The organism is Pedobacter sp. W3I1, assembly GCF_030816015.1.
Classification (GTDB): Bacteria; Bacteroidota; Bacteroidia; order Sphingobacteriales; family Sphingobacteriaceae; genus Pedobacter.
In genome coordinates, this window is record NZ_JAUSXN010000001.1 from 1725694 (window position 1) to 1748882 (window position 23189).

Annotated in this window: 20 protein-coding genes; 8 read left to right on the forward strand and 12 right to left on the reverse strand. The window is 37.4% G+C overall.

The window, feature by feature from the left end; translation table 11 throughout:
• Window positions 1-3: 3 nt before the first annotated feature.
• The 4 genes from QF042_RS07425 to QF042_RS07440 form a co-directional block, all read right to left on the reverse strand.
• Window positions 4-3015, reverse strand: a complete 3012-nt coding sequence (locus tag QF042_RS07425; protein WP_307526817.1) for a TonB-dependent receptor — start codon at window positions 3013-3015, stop codon at window positions 4-6.
• 365 nt (window positions 3016-3380) lie between these two features.
• Complete coding sequence (locus QF042_RS07430; protein WP_307526819.1) at window positions 3381-6260, reverse strand: triple tyrosine motif-containing protein; 2880 nt, start codon at window positions 6258-6260, stop codon at window positions 3381-3383.
• Between the two features lie 526 nt (window positions 6261-6786).
• Window positions 6787-7722, reverse strand: a complete 936-nt coding sequence (locus QF042_RS07435) for a rhodanese-related sulfurtransferase (RefSeq protein ID WP_307526820.1) — start codon at window positions 7720-7722, stop codon at window positions 6787-6789.
• A 167-nt stretch (window positions 7723-7889) separates the two neighbouring features.
• The gene (locus tag QF042_RS07440; protein ID WP_307526822.1) at window positions 7890-10337 is read right to left on the reverse strand and encodes a DUF5686 and carboxypeptidase regulatory-like domain-containing protein; all 2448 of its coding nucleotides are present in this window, start codon (window positions 10335-10337) and stop codon (window positions 7890-7892) included.
• 248 nt (window positions 10338-10585) lie between these two features.
• Between QF042_RS07440 and kbl the strand changes: the two genes are divergently transcribed.
• The 4 genes from kbl (at window position 10586) to QF042_RS07460 (ending at window position 13949) form a co-directional block, all read left to right on the forward strand.
• Window positions 10586-11773 carry a glycine C-acetyltransferase gene (gene kbl / locus QF042_RS07445; protein ID WP_307526824.1) on the forward strand — a complete coding sequence of 396 codons (1188 nt, stop codon included), beginning with the start codon at window positions 10586-10588 and terminating at the stop codon, window positions 11771-11773.
• A 148-nt stretch (window positions 11774-11921) separates the two neighbouring features.
• Window positions 11922-12962: a phenylalanine--tRNA ligase subunit alpha gene (pheS, locus tag QF042_RS07450; protein ID WP_307526826.1), complete on the forward strand. Its 1041-nt coding sequence runs from the start codon at window positions 11922-11924 to the stop codon at window positions 12960-12962.
• Entirely contained in the window at window positions 12962-13372 is a 411-nt protein-coding gene (locus QF042_RS07455; protein ID WP_307526827.1) for a hypothetical protein, read from the forward strand. The genes pheS and QF042_RS07455 overlap by 1 nt, the downstream gene beginning before the upstream one ends.
• A gap of 1 nt (window position 13373) precedes the next feature.
• A complete protein-coding gene (locus QF042_RS07460; protein WP_029274048.1) occupies window positions 13374-13949 on the forward strand; it encodes a TetR/AcrR family transcriptional regulator in 576 nt (191 codons plus the stop codon).
• A 132-nt stretch (window positions 13950-14081) separates the two neighbouring features.
• On the opposite strand, the gene QF042_RS07465 is transcribed toward QF042_RS07460, so the two are convergent.
• The 7 genes from QF042_RS07465 to carA all read right to left on the reverse strand — a co-directional run bounded on the left by QF042_RS07465 (window position 14082) and on the right by carA (window position 20006).
• Entirely contained in the window at window positions 14082-14765 is a 684-nt protein-coding gene (locus tag QF042_RS07465) for a hypothetical protein (RefSeq protein ID WP_307526830.1), read from the reverse strand.
• A gap of 55 nt (window positions 14766-14820) precedes the next feature.
• Window positions 14821-15261: a Fic family protein gene (locus tag QF042_RS07470; RefSeq protein ID WP_307526832.1), complete on the reverse strand. Its 441-nt coding sequence runs from the start codon at window positions 15259-15261 to the stop codon at window positions 14821-14823.
• Window positions 15262-15292: 31 nt separating this feature from the next.
• Entirely contained in the window at window positions 15293-15778 is a 486-nt protein-coding gene (locus QF042_RS07475) for a Fic family protein (protein WP_307526833.1), read from the reverse strand.
• Window positions 15779-15896: 118 nt separating this feature from the next.
• The gene (locus QF042_RS07480) at window positions 15897-17018 is read right to left on the reverse strand and encodes an ABC transporter permease (protein ID WP_307526835.1); all 1122 of its coding nucleotides are present in this window, start codon (window positions 17016-17018) and stop codon (window positions 15897-15899) included.
• Window positions 17019-17098: 80 nt separating this feature from the next.
• Complete coding sequence (locus QF042_RS07485) at window positions 17099-17863, reverse strand: ABC transporter ATP-binding protein (protein WP_307526837.1); 765 nt, start codon at window positions 17861-17863, stop codon at window positions 17099-17101.
• Window positions 17864-17959: 96 nt separating this feature from the next.
• The gene (locus QF042_RS07490; RefSeq protein ID WP_307526839.1) at window positions 17960-18820 is read right to left on the reverse strand and encodes a hypothetical protein; all 861 of its coding nucleotides are present in this window, start codon (window positions 18818-18820) and stop codon (window positions 17960-17962) included.
• Between the two features lie 73 nt (window positions 18821-18893).
• Window positions 18894-20006 (reverse strand): glutamine-hydrolyzing carbamoyl-phosphate synthase small subunit, encoded by a 1113-nt coding sequence (gene carA / locus QF042_RS07495; RefSeq protein WP_307526840.1) that lies wholly within the window; start codon window positions 20004-20006, stop codon window positions 18894-18896.
• 35 nt (window positions 20007-20041) lie between these two features.
• Between carA and QF042_RS07500 the strand changes: the two genes are divergently transcribed.
• From QF042_RS07500 to QF042_RS07515, 4 genes are all read left to right on the forward strand, one after another.
• The gene (locus QF042_RS07500) at window positions 20042-20176 is read left to right on the forward strand and encodes a hypothetical protein (protein ID WP_307526842.1); all 135 of its coding nucleotides are present in this window, start codon (window positions 20042-20044) and stop codon (window positions 20174-20176) included.
• A gap of 108 nt (window positions 20177-20284) precedes the next feature.
• Window positions 20285-21100 (forward strand): 3-methyl-2-oxobutanoate hydroxymethyltransferase, encoded by an 816-nt coding sequence (gene panB / locus QF042_RS07505; RefSeq protein WP_307526844.1) that lies wholly within the window; start codon window positions 20285-20287, stop codon window positions 21098-21100.
• Window positions 21101-21251: 151 nt separating this feature from the next.
• Entirely contained in the window at window positions 21252-21938 is a 687-nt protein-coding gene (locus tag QF042_RS07510) for an RluA family pseudouridine synthase (RefSeq protein WP_108198402.1), read from the forward strand.
• A gap of 81 nt (window positions 21939-22019) precedes the next feature.
• Window positions 22020-22448: a hypothetical protein gene (locus QF042_RS07515; protein ID WP_307526850.1), complete on the forward strand. Its 429-nt coding sequence runs from the start codon at window positions 22020-22022 to the stop codon at window positions 22446-22448.
• 253 nt (window positions 22449-22701) lie between these two features.
• Here the strand turns inward: QF042_RS07515 and QF042_RS07520 are convergent, their stop codons facing one another.
• Window positions 22702-23175, reverse strand: a complete 474-nt coding sequence (locus QF042_RS07520; protein ID WP_307526852.1) for a hypothetical protein — start codon at window positions 23173-23175, stop codon at window positions 22702-22704.
• Window positions 23176-23189 lie beyond the last annotated feature (14 nt).

Below are 23189 nucleotides of genomic sequence, written 5' to 3' on the forward strand. Positions count from 1 at the left end.
CGATTAGAAAGTTACGTTAACTCCAAAGTTATAAGTAGCAAATAAAGGATATACATTGGTATCAATACCTGCATTCGTTGGTGTTCCACCAACCTCTGGACTAAATCCTTTGTATCCAAAAATGTTAACTGCATTTTGTGCATTTAAGAATACTCTTAAGCGTTGCATTTTCCATTTATTAACAATTGCTGATGGTAAGCTATAACCTAGCTGGATATTTCTTAATCTGATATAATCACCTTTTTCGATATAAAACGAGTTTGGCGCATTGTTGAGTCCACCAGCTAAATCAGCAGAAGGATAAGTATTTGAAGTACCCGGACCTGTCCAACGGTGATCAAAGAAGTCTTTGGTATAGTTTTCGTTACCGAATCTGCTACTCAGGTTCGCATTAAATACATCAACATCGGCTACTCCTTGTATATCAAGGGTTAAATCGAAGTTTTTATAAGCAAAGTTGGTGTTTAATCCATAAGTGAATTTAGGATTTGGGTTACCAAGAACAACCCTATCCCTTAGATCGATCAATCCATCACCATTGATATCTGCATATTTAAAATCACCCTTTTTAAATCCAGGCCATGCTGCTGCCTCAGCGTCTGTTTGGAATATACCAGCTACCTGATAGCCATAGAATTCTCCAATAGCTCTATTATTTACCGTTCTTGTAGATACATATCCACTGGTTAGGCCAGCGCCACCTTTATAAATAGGATTTGCACCAGAAGTAACATTTAATACCTTGTTATTGTTAATTCCTAAGTTTCCACTAATCGAATAGGTTAATCCGCCAGAGGTTTTATCAGCCCAGGTTGCCAAAAATTCGAAACCACTGTTTTGAATATCTGCCTGATTAGCAATAATAGAACTGTTTACGGTTCCTAAACTTCCTAGAACCGGGATGTCAAATATCGCCTGTTCTGTTTTTCTGTTGTAATAATCCAATTCAACATTTAATCTGTTTTTTAAGAAACCCATTTCCAAACCAATGTCAGTTCCCGCACTTCTTTCCCAAAATAAGGTTGGTGGTACGAGTGTTCTTATGCTGGCTCCGGTATATGGAATTCCTCCAAAAATTGCAATTAAAGCAGCGGTTTGGTCAACCGTTTGGGTTGATGGATTGAATGGAACTCCAGCATTACCAACTTTACCCCAGCTTCCTCTTAATTTTAGGTTGCTAAAGATGTTCTGGTTTTTCATGAATTCCTCGTTGCTGATTACCCAGCCTGCTCCAATTGAAGGGAAATTTCCCCACACGTTATCAGATCCGAAAAATTGAGATGCACCGTCTCTTCTGATTGAAGCATTTAATAAATATTTGTTTTTGTAACCGTAATTAACTCTTGCAAAATAAGAAGTAAAGGTACTTAGCTCGCCTTTATCAATAATACTTCTGCTGGCAGCATCACCTAATGCCAGATATAAATCTCCTTCAGAAGTGTAAGGAACGTTTTGCGCATCAGCATTTATGGTATACATTTTATTGCGCTGAGCGGTTTGACCGGCTAAAACAGTTAAACTATGATCATTCCATCTTTTGTCAAAAGTCAAGGTATTTTCAACAAGCCAATTTCTGTTTTCAATGCGATCAATATCAAGTTTACTAATGGTGCTCAATTGTGTTTTTGTAGCCTGATATTTTGGAACGTAGCCCCTCACTTCTTCCTGTCCAAAATCTCCACCAATACTGGTTTTGAAAGTAAAGTTTTTAAGGAATTTTAATTCCGCATATACATTACCATTAATTTTATATTTTGTGGTATTTTGGTTAAAGAAATCAAGAGTTGCCTGAGGGTTCATGTTGCTTCCATTTCCAAGATTAAATGCGTTTGGATCACCATAACTGCCATCTGTATTGAATACTGGTACAACTGGTGATGCAGCATACATGGCTCTGAAAATATCTGTTGGAGCATCTTTTGATTTACTATAAGTTCCTGCAACATTGTAACCGATTTTTAATGGCTCAAAAATCTGGAAATCGTTAGCCAACCTTACGGTATAACGCTTGTAATTATTGTTTTTAACAATTCCATCCTGATCAAGATAGCCCAAAGAGAAATTATAGGTTGATTTTTCAGAACCTCCACTTATAGACAATTGGTGATTGTTAACCATTGCGGTTCTAAGTACCTGGTTGTACCAATCGGTTCCAGTACCTAAATTGGTGTTGGCAAATAAAGGTGCAACAGGTGGAGTCTGAAGACTATAAGCTTCATTTACCAAAGTAGCATACTCACTTGCATTAGCCATTTCTACCTGATTGGTTACTTTTTGAAGACCAACAGATCCATTGTAATTGATTACTGCATTGCCTTTCTTGCCTTTTACAGTAGTTACCAGAACAACACCATTTGCTGCACGGATACCATAAATCGATTGTGAGGATGCATCCTTTAAGATACTGATGTTCGCAATATCTGCCGGATTTAAAAAGTTTATATCATCATACCAAACGCCATCTACTACGTATAGCGGTCCGGTTTTTCCATATATTGTGCTTGTACCACGTATAGTAATTTGTGGAGAAGAACCTGGGGTACCGTTATTGGTAATCGATACACCGGCAACTTTACCCTGTAATGCACTTACCGGATTTACTGAAGCCTGCTTTGAAATATCCTCTCCTTTTACCGAAGCTACAGAACCTGTAACATCAATTTTTCGCTGTGTACCATAACCCACAACCACAATCTGCTCTAATTGTTGTGTTGATGAAGCTAAGGATACATTAAGTGTAGTTTGATTATTTACAGCTCGTTCTAATGCTGTGTAGCCTACAAAGTTAAATACCAATGTGGCGTTAGCCGGCGCACTTATTGAGTAGTTGCCGTTCTCATCTGTTTGCGTGCCATTTTGTGTTCCTTTAATTAAAATAGTTACGCCTGGTAAAGATGTCTTATCACCTCCATCAATTACTTTACCTTTTACGGTAATGTTTTGCGCTAATGCTACGTTAATTGTTAGCAAACAAAATGCAGCGAGAACAGAAATTCTTGTAAAGATTCTTTTCATGCCTTATTATAAATTTAGTTTAATTGTTAGTTAAATGTGGGGTTGTTTTTGCTGATGTGCAAGTGTTTTTACCTCTACATTAATACATCATGAACAGCTTTTGGTTTAATTGTAAAATAAACCAAATGCCATTTAAGGCTAAAAACACAGTTTTTTTGTGATTTAACATAATTTTAACACATGCGTAAGTGTACAAACAACACTAAGTGTTTTGTGGGGATAGGAAACTAGCTTTGAGAGGTAATGATGTAGTCCGGATTTGGTAAGATAGCATGAAAAAGCCTCGAAAACTGTTTTTTCTGCACAGGTTCCCAAGGCTGGCTTTAGTAATTTTTGACCGCTGGAATTAGATTATAGATGTAGGATTAAAGTTCCATTAAAAATTCAGTTAAGTTCTTGTCGTGCGGTACTTCGAGCTTTTTGCGCAAGCGATAGCGGCGTATCTCTACACCCCTTAAACTGATGTTCAACAGTGACGACATTTCTTTGCTGCTCATGTTCATCCTGAGGTAAGCACAAAGCTTTAAATCATTTGGAACAAGATCCGGATGTTGTGCTTTTAACTTTTTAAAGAAACTCTCGTGCGCCTCGTTAAAGCTGTTTTCAAACAAATGCCAGTCGCGTTCATCGTTCATCCCATCGTTGATGACTTTCTGGATTTTGCGTGTCTGATCATCAGAAAGCTTTTTCCCGTTTTCGTCTTTTAACTTGGTGATCTCATCACTCAGTTTTTGGAGCAGTTCGTTTTTATAAACAAGAGTCATGGCTGAGTTGGCCAGTTCTCTGTTTTTAGAGGCTAATTCGGCTTGTAATTTCTCGGTTTGGAGTTTAATAATCTGTTTTTCGTTGATCTCGGTTTCCTGTTTTAATATCTCTTCCTGCTCAGCCTGTAAACGGTCGCTGATTTTTTGACTATCCCTGCGGAGTTTTCTTTCGTAAATTTTCTTACCCAGAATCAATACGACTACAAATAAGATCGTATAACACAAAATAGCCCAGTTGTTTAAATACCAGGGGCGTAAAATGGTAAATTTGTAAACGGCTTCCTCACTTACCGAGCTGTCATCCGTTTTTGCTCTAACTTTAAAAATGTAGTTGCCTGCACTTAAGTTAGTGAAATCTTTTTGTGTGGCGTAAGTCCAATCAGACCATGCCCTCGAATAGCCTTCTAAATAAAACTGGTATTTAACCTTAGCCTGTCGGTAATAGGGCAATGCATAAGAAATGCGGATATTGTTACGGCTGTTTTGGATCTCTGTAGCTTCCTCACTATTACCAGTTTCACTGATTAGTGAAAATTTATCGGTAATATCCTCTACACGTCTGATCAGAACTGCAGGAAGTTTTTGCTTTTGCGCATTGAGCTTAGCTGTTGGATTATAGATCACAAAGCCATCATCAACACTAATCAGGTAAATAGAATTACTGATGCGGCTAATGTTCTCATAGTATTGAACCATCCTGCCATCTAAAATGCTAAACTGGTTTGAATCTATTTCTACTTTACCAGGTTCGCTAAAATTAACCAAAGCGGTTTTGCCATGGTTGATAAACCAGTATTTTTTGCCGCCTGCATTAATAATTTTATTCGAAGACTGGAAGGAGCCAAGCTCTTTGTTAAGGGCTTCGTATTTGGTAAATTTATTACTAAGCTCATCGTAGGTATAAAATCCTGCATCGGAAGAAAAAACAATTTTGTTCTCTAAGTTGAATATATTAATGTTGTAATTGCCAGGGAGCCCGTTCTTTTCGTCGAAGTATCTGGTGCTGGTTACCGATGTATAATTGGCACTCAAGCTAAGCTTGAATAAACCTTTGTAGGCATGTGCCACCCAGATGTCTCCTTTATTGTCTTGTTCGACGTATCTTGATGGAGCATCAAAGCCTGCAATTCTTGTCGCAAACTTTAATCCCGAAGCCGGAGATTCTGTAAAAAGCGAAAGTCCGGTATAGGTGCCCTGAATAAGGTAATTTGGATTTGAATTTAACTTTTTGATGGTCCAGCCGCCTGAAGATCTCGATAGCCAGTCAATTTTATCGCCATTTACTTTAAACGTACCGCTGTTATGACCACAGATTAACTCGTTATCGATAATGGTAAGTTCCCATACCTGGCCTTGCGAGTTTGGGATTAACCGAAAATTAAAGGGTAAGAGATTATCAGGTGACCACTCGCTATAAAATAACCCTTGATTGGTGCCGAGGTAAATTTTATTGTTGAAGATAATACTTGAATAAACAGTTCCAAACTGACCTGTTTTATCGAAATAAAAATATAATGGCGAATTAAGTTCTATCCGGTCGATCCCGTTATCCAGCCCTGTCCAAAGATTCTGCTCATTATCGGCATATAAACTTAAAACGGTATTGTTTTGTAAGCCACTGGATTTATTGATGCGTTGAACAACCTTTCCATCTTCATCTATAATAATCAAACCGTTAAGTATAGTGCCGTACGCAAAGTACTTGCCCAGTAAACTCACACCATTGTTGAGTTGATAGGTTTTGAGGTAGCTGTTAGCGGTTGTATTTAAGGGACTGAAATCTTTCCCATCGTATGTAAATAATCCATTTTTGCTTGTGCCAATAATCAGTCCATTGGTTTTATAAGGCAGAATAGATAATATACCTTCTTTGCCCAGCTTTTCGCTATTCGGGATATGGACTAATTTGTTGCCGACGAGTTCAAATAAACCTTTTTCAAGCACTTCAATAAAATATCTGTTGTTTACCTTATGAAGGAAAAGAAATGAAGACGGTGATTTTACTACTTCAATTTTGTTGTTTTTGTAGATAAAAATCTTCGAAAAAGATTGGAATATCACCCGGTTTGGATCTACATAAATTTTCCAGACTTCATCATTGATTTTGATGCCTTTTGGCAATAGATTGGTAAGTGAGTTGTAGCTTAGTTTGTTGTTCTTAATCGACCAAAAGCCAAACTCACCAAAGCTGCCTGTATAAATTCTTCCCTTGTTGTCTGTAGCTACTGATCTTACAATCTGCCGGTTTGGCATTTGGTATTTCTGCCAGTAACGGCCATCAAAAGTTAATAATCCTTCTGCGTTGCCAAAGTACATTACTCCATTTTTATCTTTTGCAATACTCCAGTTCTGATTCCCTGATGAATAAACAGATTTCGGATAATTTTCGATATAAGGAACGCCTATGCTTTTAATTTCTGATGCATAAGTATTTATAGAGAAGCAGGATAGTAATAATAGAAGCCGGAAATAGTTTAGCATAAAATGGTTAATTGGCAAAGCCATTAATACACAAAGTAAATGAAAAATTGTTTAATAAGGCGAGAGATGGTTGATGGTTAATGAATCATTTGCGAAAAAACACAACCTTGATTTTATTGAAAATTATTCACAAGTGATCAATTTTTAGCTTTATTATCCAACGCGATCGTCATGCTGAATTTATTTTACAAGTAGAAATAGTGTTTTCAATTGTCTTGTAGCTACTACGCGGTCAGCATTTTCTTTAAGATAGACCCTGAAATGAATTCAGGGTGACGACGCTATTATTATCACGGCTAAGATACTGAGCAACATTAAGGAGTTAAATAGTATTAGTGTAGATAGCAGCTCTTGCCAACTAGCCCTGATGGAAGTGGCACGAAGCCAATTCTTCATTGGCGAAGTAAAACGTACAGCAGGACGGAACCTTTGTTGTTTGCAATGACAATGCGCTCCAAAATACTTATGATGTTACAATCACTACAACTAAAACTTTGCAATCAACTATAGACTATCAACTCAAAACCTAACCTTTTACAGCAACCGGCTGCGGAACTTTTACATAATAGCCGGTGCCATCGTAAGGACGTTTACGAGGGTTAGTTGTACATGCTGTTGAGCAACAACCCTGAAGCTGATCGCCACATTCATCGCATTGGGTAATATGCTCATTACACTCTGGGTTGGCACAATTGATCATTTTTGACGTAGTTTTACCACAGTTATAGCAAACCGAAACAATAGTTGGATTTACCTCATTCACATCAACCGCAATGCGGTTATCGAAAACATAACATTTGCCTTCAAAGTCTTTACCACCTGCTTCTTTTCCATACTTAATAATGCCGCCATGCAACTGATACACATCATTAAAGCCATGGTGTAAAAGCAAAGCAGAAGCTTTTTCACATTTAATACCTCCTGTACAATAGGTTAATATTTTCTTGTCTTTATATTGGGCAAGCTGATTAATCTGCTCTGGGAAATCGCGGAAATTTTCGATATCAAGCGTTACAGCATTTTTAAATTTGCCTAAATTATGCTCGTAATTAGAACGTACATCAAGGATAATTACATCATCATCGTCTTTCATTTTCATGAAATCTACAGGTTCTAAATGTTTGCCTGTTTTTTCATTCGGATTAATAATTGAAGTATCTCTTAAACCAGAATGTACTATCTCTGATTTGTAACGGCAGTGCATTTTCAGAAACGAAGGTTCTTCAACATCATCTATTTTAAATTCTGTTTTTGCAAACCTTTCATCGGCATGTATCGCTTTCATGTAAGCATCGCAAGACTCAACGGTTCCTGAAACAGTTCCGTTTAATCCTTCATCGGCAACGATAATACGACCAACTAGATCTAACGATTTACAAAATTTAAGATGATCGGCAGCAAATTGCTCTGCCTCTGCTATGTAGCTATAGCAATAGTAAAGTAGTGTTTGATATTTTTTCATAACGCTGTTGATACCGTTGCAAACGGCGTTTAAAGCGGTGCAAAGATAGTAAAAAAAGGCAGAAGGTAGAAGCTTTTAACTTCTGCTTTCAGAATCTTTCCTTTTCAGGAAAACATCTAAAATTGGCTGCGTGTACCTACGCCTTATACCCTTCACCTTAAACCTTATCAGAAGCCGTATGAAATCCTAAAGCCTTGTGTTAATTTAGTTCCGCCATCATATGCAAAGCCATAGCTTGCCCTTAACACCAAACGTTGGATACCAAAATAAAATTCTTTATAATTCCGCTTTTCAGGAGAAGACAGGTAGCCACCTCCAATAAATTCTTCCAGCTTAGCCTTACGTAATAATGGAACTTTATTCATGAAAAAGCCTGCGAAATTATGTTCTAAATGCGCTTCGAAATATTGTTGGTTAGTACTGAACTGATAAAAATCTAAATACTGAAACTTCCGCAAGTTAGGGGGGAAGATGGTCGAGATATTACCGGCAAAATGTTTAAAATCAGGGTAATACATGTTTTTATTATTAAGAAACTTGCCTACACCTGCCAAAAATGAGGTGTAACCCCATAATCCTAATCCGATCCTGTCCTGGGAAACCTCAAGCTTTACAAAATCGTAATCAACATCACTGTTTAACACGCCATTAAATCCTTTTTTATATAATAAAGTCATCTTCGGGAATTTTGATTCCGTATAAAACTTGCCGTCCGGACGGGTAATATATTTCTGTCCAATGGTATAAGTTAAACTTGCGGTTGCACTAAATGAGTTATAGGTTGGAAAAAGTGGTGTTTCAGAAGTTGGGTTAAAAGGATTGTTGGATGTGAATTCCCTGTCTTTTGCATCGAAGAATTTAAAGGTAGAATTATTGGTTAAGCTTTTGTTTTTGCTGTAATCTACACTTACGCTTCCCTGAAGGCCGGTTGCCAGTTCCCTGGTCGTATTAATATTAATAAAACTCTTCCCATAAAATTTTGAGAAGTTTTTTTCATAAAGTAACGAGTTAATGGTATTGCCCAATGCAGTCATGGAGCCTAAGTTGTTCAAATCAAAGATGCCGTTTCCGAATGATGCACCTACACTTGCTCTTTTAAGCGGATTATAGTAGTAACTTCCTGTTAAACTTCCGGTAAGTTTTTGGTTGGCAAAACCGTATCTCAGTTCAGGGCGGATAGAATAAGATCTTCTATTCTCGAAATCTTTTCTGTAGGTAACACCGTATTTAACAGCAAACCCCTCAACGGTATTGTAAAATATAGCTTTTAGCACAGGGTCGAAAGACCAGTATTCCTTATCGTACCGATCGTTAATACTTACACCCCTAAGCAAAAGCTTGCCAATTCCGAACTTATTATTATCTTTTTCCAATGAATCGAGGTATTTTTTCGACTCTTTTAGCTTTGCAATACTATCTTTTTTAACGTAATTAATTTTTTCATCTGCCGTTAAAGGAATAGGTCGGTTATTGGTCCAGTAAGCAGAGTCCTTTTTGTTAACCATTTCAGTTACTTTCAGTATTTCGCCGCTGAAAAAGTTTTTAGGAAACTTTGGATCAATATTATAATTGCTGTAAATCCCCACATAATAACCTGCAATTTTAAAGCCCAACACATTCCCTGCAAATTGAAAATTAATAGCGGTAGGCATATAAATATCCTTAACCTTGGTAAACTGCTGGCTGATGTTCAAGGTATCGATAAAATTGATCCCCGCATTTTTGGTCAGGTAAACATCGGTATTGTAAATTCTCCAGCTGTCATCAATAATATAGATAATCCCTCTAAATACAGGGTCATTTTCGCGGCGGGGAATAACCTGGATTTTATGGATCAGTTCTCCGTTTTCTTTGATTTCGCCGAGTAATTTGTATTTATAATAAAATAAAGCATTATCTGCAATTGGAGAAATGAACCCCCTTGCACTTAATTTATTTTCAAGCAGATAATTGTCGTAAAAATTAATAATTAAATCAGACGCTTTGTTAAAACTAAAGGAATTGTTTCTTCCCGCAACTTTTGAAGAGATCATTTCTTCATGCACATCATTTGGGCTTCTGAAATTGAATTTGCTTTGCGATTCTGATAAATAAATGATGCCCTTTCTGTTGGTATCGAGCTCTAAAACTTTTTGGATATCGCGGCCAAAGAACTTTTTAGGGGCACCCCTTAAACGTTGCACTCCTTTGATATAAACATCACAACTAAATTCCTTAACTTCATTTAAATGTGCTTTTCTCTGTTCAATGGCCTTGCGGATAATGGCGTAAGCCGGATCCTCAGCATTTGCCCTGATATTTACGTTTTCTAAAGTATAAGTTTCTGATGTTAATGTGACGTTAAGCGATTGATCTCCCGAAAGATTAATAATATGATCTTGCTGTTTATAGCCCACAGCCCTAAAACTTAAAGTGTATTCACCATTTTTTAACTTCATGGAGTATTTTCCATCGATATTTGCCGATGTTCCATTAGTTGTATTTTTTAAATAAACCGATGCAAAAGGAATAGGTTGTCCGCTATTATCTTTAACTATACCTGTAATGGTAGCTTGTTGAGCTGAAATAATATTGGTAAGGCCACAAAAAAACAGGAGCGCGCAAATTCTTATCATAAGTTAGATTAGTAAGCTATAAATATCGAATAACTTTTAAGACTATACATATAGGGGTGTGTTAAAGTTTGTTAAGATCGAAAAAAAATTATCCGGATAGATCATTTTTAAAAATAATACCAGATTGGTACTGATTACTTAATCGATCAAACGTTTGTCTGCAAAATATAGGGATAAAATTGCCTTTTTAGGTCGGAGAAGACTTTTTTTTATAACTTTGGGCCTAAAATCAACCATATAAAAAGGCCATGTATAAAACATTACAACCTGTTCTTCAAAAAGAACTTGAAGAAATCGAAAACGCTGGATTATTTAAACGCGAACGTATTATCATTACACCTCAGGGTGCCGACATTAAAGTAAGCGGCGGTGCTGAAGTAGTCAACTTTTGTGCAAATAATTATTTAGGCCTTTCTTCACATCCAAAAGTGATAGAAGCAGCTAAAAAAGCAATCGACGATCATGGCTATGGAATGTCTTCAGTGCGTTTTATCTGCGGAACACAAGATGTGCACAAAGAACTGGAAGCTAAGATTTCGAAATTTTTAGGCACTGAAGATACTATTTTATATGCTGCTGCATTTGATGCAAACGGTGGTGTTTTTGAACCATTATTTAATGCCGAAGACGCTATTATTTCTGATGAGTTAAATCACGCATCAATTATCGATGGTGTTAGATTGTGTAAAGCCCAACGTTTCCGGTATAAAAATGCAGATATGGAAGATTTGGAAAAACAATTAATCGCTGCCAAAGATTGCAGACATAGGATTATTGTTACCGATGGTGCTTTCTCTATGGACGGATCAGTTGCTCCATTAGATAAAATTGCAGATCTGGCTGATAAATATGAGGCATTGATTATGATCGATGAATCGCACTGTACAGGTTTTATTGGTAAAAATGGTCGCGGAACACACGAACATTTCAACGTAATAGATCGTATCGATATCATTACCGGTACTTTAGGTAAAGCTTTAGGTGGTGCATCTGGTGGTTTTACTTCAGGTAAAAAAGAAATTGTCGATATGCTCCGTCAACGTTCACGTCCTTATTTGTTCTCTAATACCTTAGCGCCAGCAATTGCAGGTGCATCTATTGCAGTATTAGATATGTTAAGCGAAACCACATCATTAAGAGATAAGTTAGAAAATAATACGAAGTATTTCCGTGAAAAAATGACCGAGGCTGGTTTTGATATTAAACCAGGTTTTCATCCAATTGTTCCGGTAATGTTGTACGATGCCAAAATTGCACAACAATTTGCTGCTAAAATGTTAGAAGAGGGTATTTATGTAATCGGGTTCTTTTATCCGGTTGTACCACAGGGCAAAGCGAGAATCCGTGTACAGTTATCAGCCGGACATGAGCAACATCATTTAGATAAAGCGATTGCTGCATTTACTAAAGTAGGTAAAGAATTGGGTGTAATTTAAAACCTATAGATTTACGATTACTACAAAAGCCGCTTTAAGCGGCTTTTGTAGTTTATGGGTTCATTTTCTTTTATAATGGTATTGTAAACAGATTATTTGAACTCACCAACCCTAAAATTATTGGATAATTTGCCGTATATTTGAAGCCATGTTACAGGATAAAATAACACAATATACCGATAAAATTAATGCTTTCGTAACTGAAAAAGCAGACGAATTAGAGCAATTCCGCATCAAATATTTAGGAAGCAAAGGCATCATTAAAGAGATTTTCGATGAATTCAAATCTGTTTCTGTTGAAGAAAAAAGATCATTAGGTAAAGTTTTAAATGAGTTTAAACAACTTGCCGAATCAAAATACCTCACCTTAAAAGAATCTACAGAAAGTGCTGAGGTGAAAAGTGAAAATTTGCAAGAAGATTTAACTTTACCAGGCGAAGGTTTTGAGATTGGTTCACGCCATCCTTTAGCTTTAGTGCGTAGAGAAATTGTAGAGATTTTTGCTAAACTTGGTTTTACAGTAGCAGAAGGTCCTGAAATTGAAGATGATTGGCATAACTTCTCGGCACTGAACTTCCCTGAAGAGCATCCGGCAAGAGATATGCAAGATACTTTCTTCATCAAAAAAGGTGGTGAGAAAGGCGATATTGCCTTACGTACGCATACTTCTTCAGTACAGGTGCGCATGATGGAGCAAGGCCAGCCACCATTCAGAGCAATTATGCCAGGCCGCGTTTATCGTAATGAGGCCATTTCTGCCCGCGCACACTGCTTTTTTCATCAGGTGGAAGGTTTGTATGTTGACGAAAATGTTTCATTTGCCGATTTAAAGCAAACCTTGTTTTATTTCGTTCAGGAATTATACGGAGAAGGTACCAAAGTGCGTTTCCGTCCATCATATTTTCCTTTTACAGAGCCATCTGCAGAGATGGATATTTCTTGTACCATTTGTAAAGGAGCAGGCTGCCAATTCTGTAAATACAGTGGTTGGGTAGAAATTTTAGGTTGTGGTATGGTAGATCCCAATGTTTTGGAAAATTGCGGTATCGATTCGAAAAAATATAGTGGTTTTGCATTTGGAATGGGAATAGAACGTATTACCAATCTAAAATATGAAATTAAAGATTTGCGCTTATTCTCTGAGAATGATGCGCGTTTCTTAAAGCAATTTAAATCTGCTTTAATCTAATGATGAAATATCTATACAGCATATTGTTTGTACTCCTAATTGCCACAGGTTGCGGTAAAGATGAAGGTTACATACCTGATGTGCCTGTAAATTATAATGTAACGATAACCGAATTTAGCCTTAAATCGGTAAATAACGTATTGGTAGTCTCGAATAATGGGGTAGGTGGACTATTAATTGTAAAAACGCCACTTGGAGGATATGTCGCCTTCGATCGCTGTAGTACCGTAAACCCGGAGAAAATCTGCAAGGTAGCACCCGATGACAGTGGCGTAACGGCAACCGATCCTTGTTCGGGAGCTAAATTTTCACTGCTTGATGGCAGCCCACAAAAAGCACCTGCAGAAAGAAGCTTAAAAGCATACAATGTTTCTTTGCAAGGCAACACACTAATACACGTAAGCAATTAAAATGGAAGCTGAAAAAATAAAAGAAACAGTAAAAAAGGCTGCCAAAGAACTATTTAGAAAATACGGTTACCATAAAACCAGTGTAAATGAAATTGCTAAAAAGGCACGTATAGCTAAAGCAACTATTTACAAATATTTTGAGAGTAAGGAGCAGGTGCTGGATAGTATCCTGATGGATTACCTGGATCAGAATCTTCACGAAATCCTGCATAATAAATTAAGCTACGCATCAGAAGAAGAACATTTAAAAGCCTTGGTAATGAAAACCAGTCGTTTATCTTTCACGGCCTGTAACGAGTTTATCGGTTGGGATTTTGTTCGCGAAAATGCAAACTCACAGGAATTTTTAAAACATTTATCAGATCAGCTTGAAGCCTTATTATTGGCCGCATACCTGCAATTGGATAACTTTAAAAATAACCCTGCAAGAAGAGAAGGACTGGCCTTTTTGCTAAAAGCGAGTAAAAGTATTGTGTTTTCTTTTGCATTTACTTCTGTTAGTGATTCTGACGTTCGTAAGAACTTTGTAAGTTTCCAGAAAGAAATACTGCCATTCCTGGTAAAAGCAGCGCTTTAAATTTACTTACTGGCGTCACCCTGAATTCATTTCAGGGTCTATTTGCATAATAGATACTGAACTAAATTCAGTATGACGATCGCGTTGGTGAAATAGCTGAAAACAGATCATTAAATTAATAAATTAGCTGATTTATTGATTATAATAATCTTTCACCTTAAATTTTTGTACGGTTCTTTTTATTTTTCCATCAACAAGTTTTTGAGTAATCACCGTAACGTTATCGGCGATGCTCGAATCTTCAATTACGGATGAGTCTTCGTATAGTACGTTTTTAGCGTCAAATTTATAGTTAATGGTTTTATCAAAACAACATCCATCTTTTTGATGAATAGCAATTTGCCTTGTCTTTTTATCAATATCAAACATGCCCAGGTTTTCGCTGGCCATTTTGGTAAGTTCCCTGCTCAGTAGAAATTTGTTTTCTTTTGATGCTAAATAAACCTCGTATGATGGGCTGGCATATGCGCCATTATTGCCGTTTCTGATGGCAAGATCTTCAAAGCCGTCAAAATTAAAATCGCCAAAAATTAAAGGTGTTTGATATTTGCCGAGTTCCAGCCATCCAAGTTTAGCATTTTGAGATTCAGTTAAGCCAAAATCGAAATCTTCAGAGTGGAAGGTGTCTACTTCTCTGTCTGTGGCCTTATCATAAATAATAATAGTGGCTTTTCCGCTACAAGCATTACCCTCACATTTATCGACAAAAATTTTGGCCTTGTACTGGTTAGAGCTGTTATTGGCTAAGAATTTAAACTGTGCTTTTGAAGTATTGGTAACAAGTAAAATACTACAAAAGATGATCAAACTTTTCATTAAATATTTTTCGGTAAAATTACACCAATATCATCCACCGAAAAGTTAAAAAAAGTTAACGTTTTCTTTTACGTGTTTTGATATAGCTTTGTACCGCAGATTTTGTAGTGAGCCAATCTCTGCCCTCTTTATAGGCATCTATTTTGCCCTGCCTGGCCAATAGGCTCACATATTCTTGGCCATAAGGAACATCAGGCTCAGAAACAATATGCGATATTAGTTCGTAATCTCCGTAGGTGTTTCCTGGCAATGCATTTATATAGATGTTTAACGAACGTTCCAGGGCCTGCATCATTAACAAACAAAGCTTATGGTAATTACCCTTATTGGCTTGATTAAGTGCCTCGTAGTATTTCTTTCTGTCGTTTTTGAGGATAATAGCAGGAGGGAAGCCATTTCGCATGAGTAGTAAATTCATGGCAAGCCTTACAGTACGACCATTCCCATCAAAAAAAGGATGGATCCAAACGAGTTTATGATGGAAAATAGTAGACAATACAATATCATTTAATCCCAAAGGATTATCATTAACAAAAGTGATTTAATTGATCTAATAAATCAGAAACCTTGCTGGCATTCGGTGGTGTAAAATTCGCACCCACAATGCGCACACCGCCGTTTCTTAAACGGCCTGCGTAGTCATCTTCTATACTTCTGAGCACTAAGCCATGAAGCGATAGGATATCAATGCTTCTTAAGCTATAATTCTTATTGACTAAGGTATAGAGGTAATCAATAGCTTTTTCGTGGTTATAAGCTTCAAAATGTTCTCGTAACGATTTGCCTTTAACGGTCATACCCTCCTGTAAAACCATCTGGGTTTCTTTCAGGCTTAAGGTGTTCCCTTCTATGCTATTGGAATTGTAAGTCCATTCTAAGGTGAGATCTTCTTTGATACGGTGTAGCGCGCTATTAGGCAATGGCCTTGAGGTTTCCAGCCTAGCCTTTTTTTCGTACAACCTATCTATTTGAGGTAGTAGTTCTTCTAAATCGCTTAAATCGAATTCCCACATACCCAAATATAATAATTATCGGTTGGATTTGAAAATTTACTTATCCGATATTAAAGATTTTTATCCAAAAAAAAATGATAACACGTACGTTATCATTTCAAAATGCTTTTAAGAGTGCTTATTCCCATTTAAATACTTTTACCGCAACGGCATAAATACCAATGCCCCAAAGTAATAGGATCATAATCTGGAATTTAACGTCCCACAAACCTAACCCTTCAAAAGCTACTTTGCGCATGGCATCGTTTAAATAAGTGAGTGGTAAGGCTCTGCTAATCGGCTGTAACCAACCTGGGAAAGCCTCAATAGAAAAGAATGTTCCCGATAATAAAAACTGTGGCAGGGTAATTATGTTTGATATTGGAGGTACCATACTTTCACTTTTGGCAATGCCCGAAATAATAAAGCCAAAGCCCATAAACACAATAACACCAAGTGTGGCCAGTATAAGCATATTGACGACCGTGAGTGCGCCATGTACAAGGGTAAAGCCAAAAAAGAAATGGCCAATTAAAATGATAAATAATGCGCCAATTAAGGCAAAGCCAATACGGGCGATCCCTTCGCCAATCACAATGCTCGAACGCCTTACGGGTGTTGCAAAAAAGCGTTTAATTACCAGGGTTTGGCGAAGACTTAAAAATACGAATGCTGTTCCGAAAACACCTGTGCTTAATAGCGAAAAGCCCAATTGGCCTGGAAGGATAAAATCAATCGTTTTATATTCGCGACCTGTAACGGTGCTTTCTTTTATTTCTGCTACAGTGGGCTTTAAGGTTTTATCGTAAAAAATATTATTTAAAACTGATTTTAAAATCCCGCCTTTATCTCTCGATGCGGAGGTGTAAACAACATTAACCGAATAAGCAGTAGAATTTACCTTCCTGTGTACATCAATCATGGCATCAACATTCCCTTTTTCCAGTAGCTTATCAAACTCAGCTTTTGATTTATCTTTTACCAGGCGGATCATTCCTGTTTTTCCCAGCATACCCATTACTGGGTTGTTAACGTCTGATCCTGGTGTAACACCAACATCGATATGGGTGCCACCGCCGCCTAAAAATCCGAAGACTAAAATAAATATCAAAGGAAAAGCAAGGGTAAATACCACCGCCGAAGGGCTCCGCATAATCGACCGGAAACTCGCTTTGGCAAGGGCTAGTGTTGCTTTAAGGTTATTATAGCCCCCAGCCCCTGAAGGGGAGTTTGAATTTCTTTCGTGTATATCTTTTTGCATATTAGTTCAGCTAGATTTTGTTTTTAAAAATGTATTAGGTACTAGGTTTTAAGTTCCCCTTCAGGGGGCTAGGGGGTGAATTATTCTCGCCACTCCTGGCCCGTCAGGTTAATGAAAACATCTTCCAGGTTGGCTTTTTTAACTTCCTTTTTACGCTCAAAACCGCTGCTTACTAATTTATCGATTAAATTATCCGGAGTATCTAAAGCGATAATCTGACCACGCTCTACAAAGGCAACACGATCACAAAGCTGTTCGGCCTCATCCATGTAGTGTGTAGTAATTACAACCGTTGTTCCTGCATTACGGATTTCGGTAATCAAATCCCACAAGTTCCGTCTTGCCTGCGGATCCAGCCCTGTAGTGGGTTCATCAAGGAATATAATTTTTGGTTGATTGATTAGTGTTGTTGCGATGGAAAAACGCTGCTTTTGGCCTCCAGAAAGTGCTTTATATTTTGCCTTGGCTTTATCCTGAAGGTTTACTTTCTCCAGCATTTCCATCGGTTTAATGTTGGCGCCGTACAAGCCAGCAAAAAGTTCGATCAGTTCAATCAGATTAAGATTTGGATAATAACCGGCTGCCTGTAGTTGTACGCCAATAATTTGTTTAATCTCCTGCGGTTGTTTGTCGACAGAAAAACCATCAACAATAATTTCGCCTGATGTTTTATCCCTTAAGGTTTCTATTATTTCGAGTGTAGTGGTTTTTCCTGCTCCGTTTGGACCAAGCAAACCAAAAATTTCATTTTCATAAACTTCAAAACTCAGACCTTGAACGGCCACGAAATCATCATACTTTTTTACCAGGTTTTTAACGCTGATAATGGCTTTCTTTGTTTCCATATTGCGAATGTAAGGAGCTTTAAATGAATAGAAAATGAATTTTAACCCGGGAAGCAGAAAATGTCGGTAAAATGATGTTTGTGGTAGGTAAAATTATTAATTGGCGTTTTTTCGCGTTAAAATAATTACATCCCGATCTATCGAATCTATTTTATAGGTGTTTTTGGTATTGTTATAAGCGCTGTAAAAAATAATTTTATCTTTTAAAAAGCTAAATGTTCCTTTTGTATTCAAACTATCGCCCGGAATAACGTACGATTCTCTATAAGTTCGATCATATTCCATCCTGTGTTTCCAGGGATTTTGGTATTCACGTACCTTTTTTCCTGTGTAAGTGCCGTTAAGGTTAAGTGATACGGAATAAGTGGTTTTTAAATCATAAGACTCGGCACTCCATGCGCTATCTGGTTTCTTTGTTGTATTAAATTTATAGATTAATCCATATTGCATTTTTTCTATAAACCTGCTGTTGTTGGTTACTGCATTTTGAAGTCTAAAATTGGCATTGGTTCCGTATAGCGTATCTAAATTTTTATTCGCGGCAAATTTCCATTTAGTATAAATGTAATCTTCAATTTTAAGTACCTCGTTTACCTTTTTTAGATAGACGGTATCAATACTAACCGATGCACCTTTTCTCTGTCCGCCGCCAAATGGGTTGTGGCCTTCTATATTGTAGCTTAAATAACCATTTTTTTTAATTTTTTCAGAAAAATGGAGCGGTGGGGCTTCCATCATGAAAATTTCGGTGATGAAAAATTTATTGTACCGGATTTCTTTGAGATAAAATTTACCATTTGCATCAGTAATAGTTTCGCCCACTTTACAGCCTGCAATAGGCTTGTTCTCATAATCTAGTATGGTGCCTGAAATTGCCGGCCTCGACAATCTAGAGATGCAAGAACTAAACAAGACTATCGCAATAGCAATAAATGCAAGAAAAAGGTTTTTGAACATCTCCTAACTTAAATAAAAAAACACTGCCAATAAATATGAGCAGTGTTTAATGCTTTACAGAAATAATGCTGTTTTACCAGGTTAATTCACCTTTCATTACTTCAACAAAATCATCGAATAAATAACGTGAATCGTGTGGACCTGGAGAAGACTCTGGGTGATATTGCACTGAAAATGCCTTTTTACCTTTAACACGAATACCTTCGATTGATTTATCGTTTAAGTTTAAGTGTGTAATCTCCACTTTATCAGAGTTTCTAACCTCATCAGGAATTACACCAAAACCGTGGTTTTGAGAAGTAACCTCGCAATGGTTTTTAATAATATTTTTAACCGGATGGTTTAACCCACGGTGACCGTTAAACATTTTCATTGTTCCGATGCCATTAGCTTCAGCCAATAACTGGTGGCCTAAACAAATCCCGAACATAGGTTTATTTACCGCTAAAATTTCTTTGATGGTTTCTACAGCATAAGGCATAACCGATGGATCGCCAGGGCCGTTAGATATGAAATAACCATCAGGACTAAATTTTTCCATTTCAGCAAAGGTGGTTTTGGCAGGGAAAACCTGAACGTAGATATCGCGGTTTTCGAAACTGCGCAAAATGTTTTTCTTAATACCTAAATCTAAAGCTGCAACTTTTAAGCTTGCTTCAGGGTTACCGTAAAAATATGGTTCGGTTGTACTTACTTTAGAAGAAAGCTCTAAACCTTCCATTGAAGGTACTTCAGCTAATTTTTGTTTTAACTCTTCTAAATCCGTAATTTCAGAAGAAATAATCGCATTCATTGCGCCTTTATCTCTGATGTGGCGAACCAATGCACGTGTATCGATATCAGAAATGGCAACCAGGTTATCATTCTGGAAATAATCCTGAATAGATTCTGTCGCTTCTTTACGGCTATAAACAATGTTGTAGTTTTTGCAGACTAAACCGGCGATTTTGATCGAACCTGATTCGATTTCATCTTTGTGGATACCGTAATTACCAATATGTGCATTGGTGGTAACCATTATCTGTCCAAAATAACTTGGGTCAGTAAAAATTTCCTGGTAACCTGTCATCCCGGTATTAAAACAAATTTCGCCAGTAGTAGTGCCAATTTTTCCGGCCGCTTTGCCGTAAAAAACTGTGCCATCGGCCAGTAATAAAATCGCAGGTAACTTGGTGTAGTTAGTCATGGTAATTACAATATGGATTTTGATTTAAAAAAGAGTTGAAAAAAGAATGGCTTTCGGCATTAGAGCCGTTTTTGCAGGGTGCAAAAAAAGATGAATATATCCCTTCCATTTCGGGGTACAAAGATAGAGCTTTAGATTGGGAATGTAAAGAGAAAAGTGAAATAAGGTAAAAGGTTTGGGGTGTAGGGCATAAGGTTGCTCAACCCTAAACCTTATGCCTCAAACCTTATACCTTTTTAAAGAAAAAACAATACTTTTGACAACACAAAACAAATCCTATGTCGGTACATAAAGAAATCAAACGCGTCACCACACACATTTTACAGGAAATGAAACAACGTGGTGAAAAAATATCGATGTTAACGGCCTATGATTATTCGATGGCAACCATACTAGATGATGCAGGATTAGATGTTTTACTTGTTGGCGATTCTGCTTCGAATGTAATGGCGGGTCATGAAACGACTTTGCCTATAACGCTAGATCAGATGATTTACCATGCGGCATCTGTAATTAGAGCAGTTAAGCGTGCTTTTGTTGTCGTTGATTTACCTTTCGGCTCTTATCAGGGAAATTCGAAGGAAGCTTTAAATTCGGCGATAAGGATTATGAAAGAATCGGGAGCTCATGGCGTTAAATTGGAAGGTGGGGAAGAAATTATCGAATCTGTTCAACGGATCATCACTGCGGGAATCCCTGTGATGGGACACTTGGGCTTAACACCACAGTCTATTTATAAATTCGGAACCTATACTGTTCGCGCTAAGGAAGAAGAAGAGGCAAATAAGTTAAAAACAGATGTTTTGGCTTTACAGGCTGCCGGTTGCTTTGCAATCGTATTAGAGAAAATTCCCGCTGCACTAGGCAAAGAAGTTACAGAAAGTCTGCATATCCCAACTATTGGTATTGGTGCAGGGCAAAACTGCGATGGACAGGTTTTGGTGGTAAATGATATGATTGGTTTAACAAAAGGATTTAAACCTCGTTTTTTGCGCCAGTATATAAATCTTTACGATGAAATTTTAGGCGCAGCACAATCGTACATCCGTGACGTCAAAGCGAACGATTTCCCGAACGAGAAAGAACAATACTAAGTTTGGAGTTGGGCGTTATGAGTTTGGAGTTTTTAATTCACAGATAACTGTCCAACAATTAAAGAGTTAACCGATTAACCAATAAACTATTCGTAATAGACGATTTGCTTTATCAAATGTACTAATGACGAATGAACCAATGAACTAACCGATGCCCATTACCGATAACGACATCCTTTTTGAAGATAATCATTTAATCGCCATTAATAAAAGGGCGGGTGATATTGTGCAGGTGGATGAAACTGGCGATGAGCCTTTGGATGAACAGGTTAAAAAGTATATTGCTAAGAAGTACAATAAACCCAATGGCGCTTTTTTAGGGGTAGTGCATCGTTTAGACCGGCCGGTGAGTGGTGTAATTTTGTTTGCTAAAACCAGTAAGGCTTTAGAACGGATGAATGCTGTTTTTAAAAACAGGGAAGTAAAGAAAACCTATTGGGCAGTGGTGAAAAACAAACCAGAAAAAGAGTCAGCTACTTTGATCCACTGGTTAGTTAAAAACCCACAGAAAAATGTAGTTTCTTATTATAATACAGAAGTTACCGGCAGTCAGCGTGCGGAGCTTTCTTACAAAGTAAAAGCTAAGGTTGGCGATTATTATCTTTTGGAGGTAGATCCATTAACCGGACGTTCGCATCAGATTAGGGTTCAGCTCTCATCAATGGGGTGCCCGATTATGGGTGATAATAAATACGGTTATCCGCGAGGAAGCAGAAAAGGAAGTATTTGCCTACATGCCCGTCGCTTACAATTTATACATCCGGTAAAAAAAGAACCTGTAAATATATTCGCCAAATTACCTGTTGATGGGTTTTGGGAACGGTTTGAAGATTTATAGGCAAAATGATTTACGGATTAATCGGGGTTTTAACGATTTGGCACAATATTAGTCTTCTTTCGGCTAAAAACCAGATCAATTATGAAAAACACCATCTTATCAATAGCCGCAGTAGGCCTGCTGGCTTCTACATTAATATCGTGCGATAGTACTAAAAAAACGGAAACGACCAAAGACTCAAGCGAAATTTCTGCTAATGGAGACACCGTTACAAAAGTGACTACAAAAACAACTGAAACCGTTAAAACAGAGGTTCCGACTTTCTCAAGTGAAGAAGTAAATAAGGGTCTTGCTGAGTATAGTAAATTAAAAGACGAATATATTGCAGCAGTAAAAAGTAAAAATGCAACTGAAATTAAGGCCATAAGCGATAAATATACCGCCTGGTCAAATCAGGCAATGGGTTGGGCGAGTAAATTAAAACCCGACGAAATACAAAAATATTCTGATTACGTGCTTAAGCTCAGCGAAGAGTGGACAAAAGCAGCGAAAGAAGCAGTAACTAAGTAAAGCTCAAACTATAGAAAAATCGTCATTCTCGCGTACGCGGGAATCTTAAAGCCTAAGATTCCCAATCATTTACCAATGACAGATTCTAAGATTAGCGTCATCTCGACCGAAGCAAATGCGGAGTGGAGAGATCTTTGGACTATGTTAAAAGATCTCTCCGCCGCGGTCGAAATGACGATTTATCTTACCTGTCACCCAACTCCTTTGTTTTTTGATAAAAAACTGACCTCTGGGAATGACGGCTCTTTGGAATTTATTTACAATCAATTTTACTAAAGATCATTGATCCATTAAACTTTAATGTGCTCAGATCTTTGAACTTACTTTCCCCATTTACTTCCTGCACATCACTAAATCCTTCTGTTTGCTGATCGCCCTTTTTCAAAAAAGCCACTTTCCTAACAGATGTTTTGCCTTCAGACTGAAAAGTATAGTTCGCAATTATGGTGTCGCCTTTAACAACTCCGGCTATAGTGCCCGCATTTTTATCTTTTTCATATAAATTATAGCCCAATGTACCTGTTACCTTATTATCTGATGTTTTTAGCGATAGGGTAGCGGTATCGCGGTTTTTAATGTAATGGTAACACTGAATCGAATCGGGTGTTGCCGCTGCATTGGTTACTATGGTAGAATCTATTTTGGCCTGTGTTTTTTTTGCCGTGCCGCCCTGGCAAGATGCCATAAATAAAGTGGCTGCTCCTAGTATTGGGATAATGTTTCTCATTGGAATATGTTTTT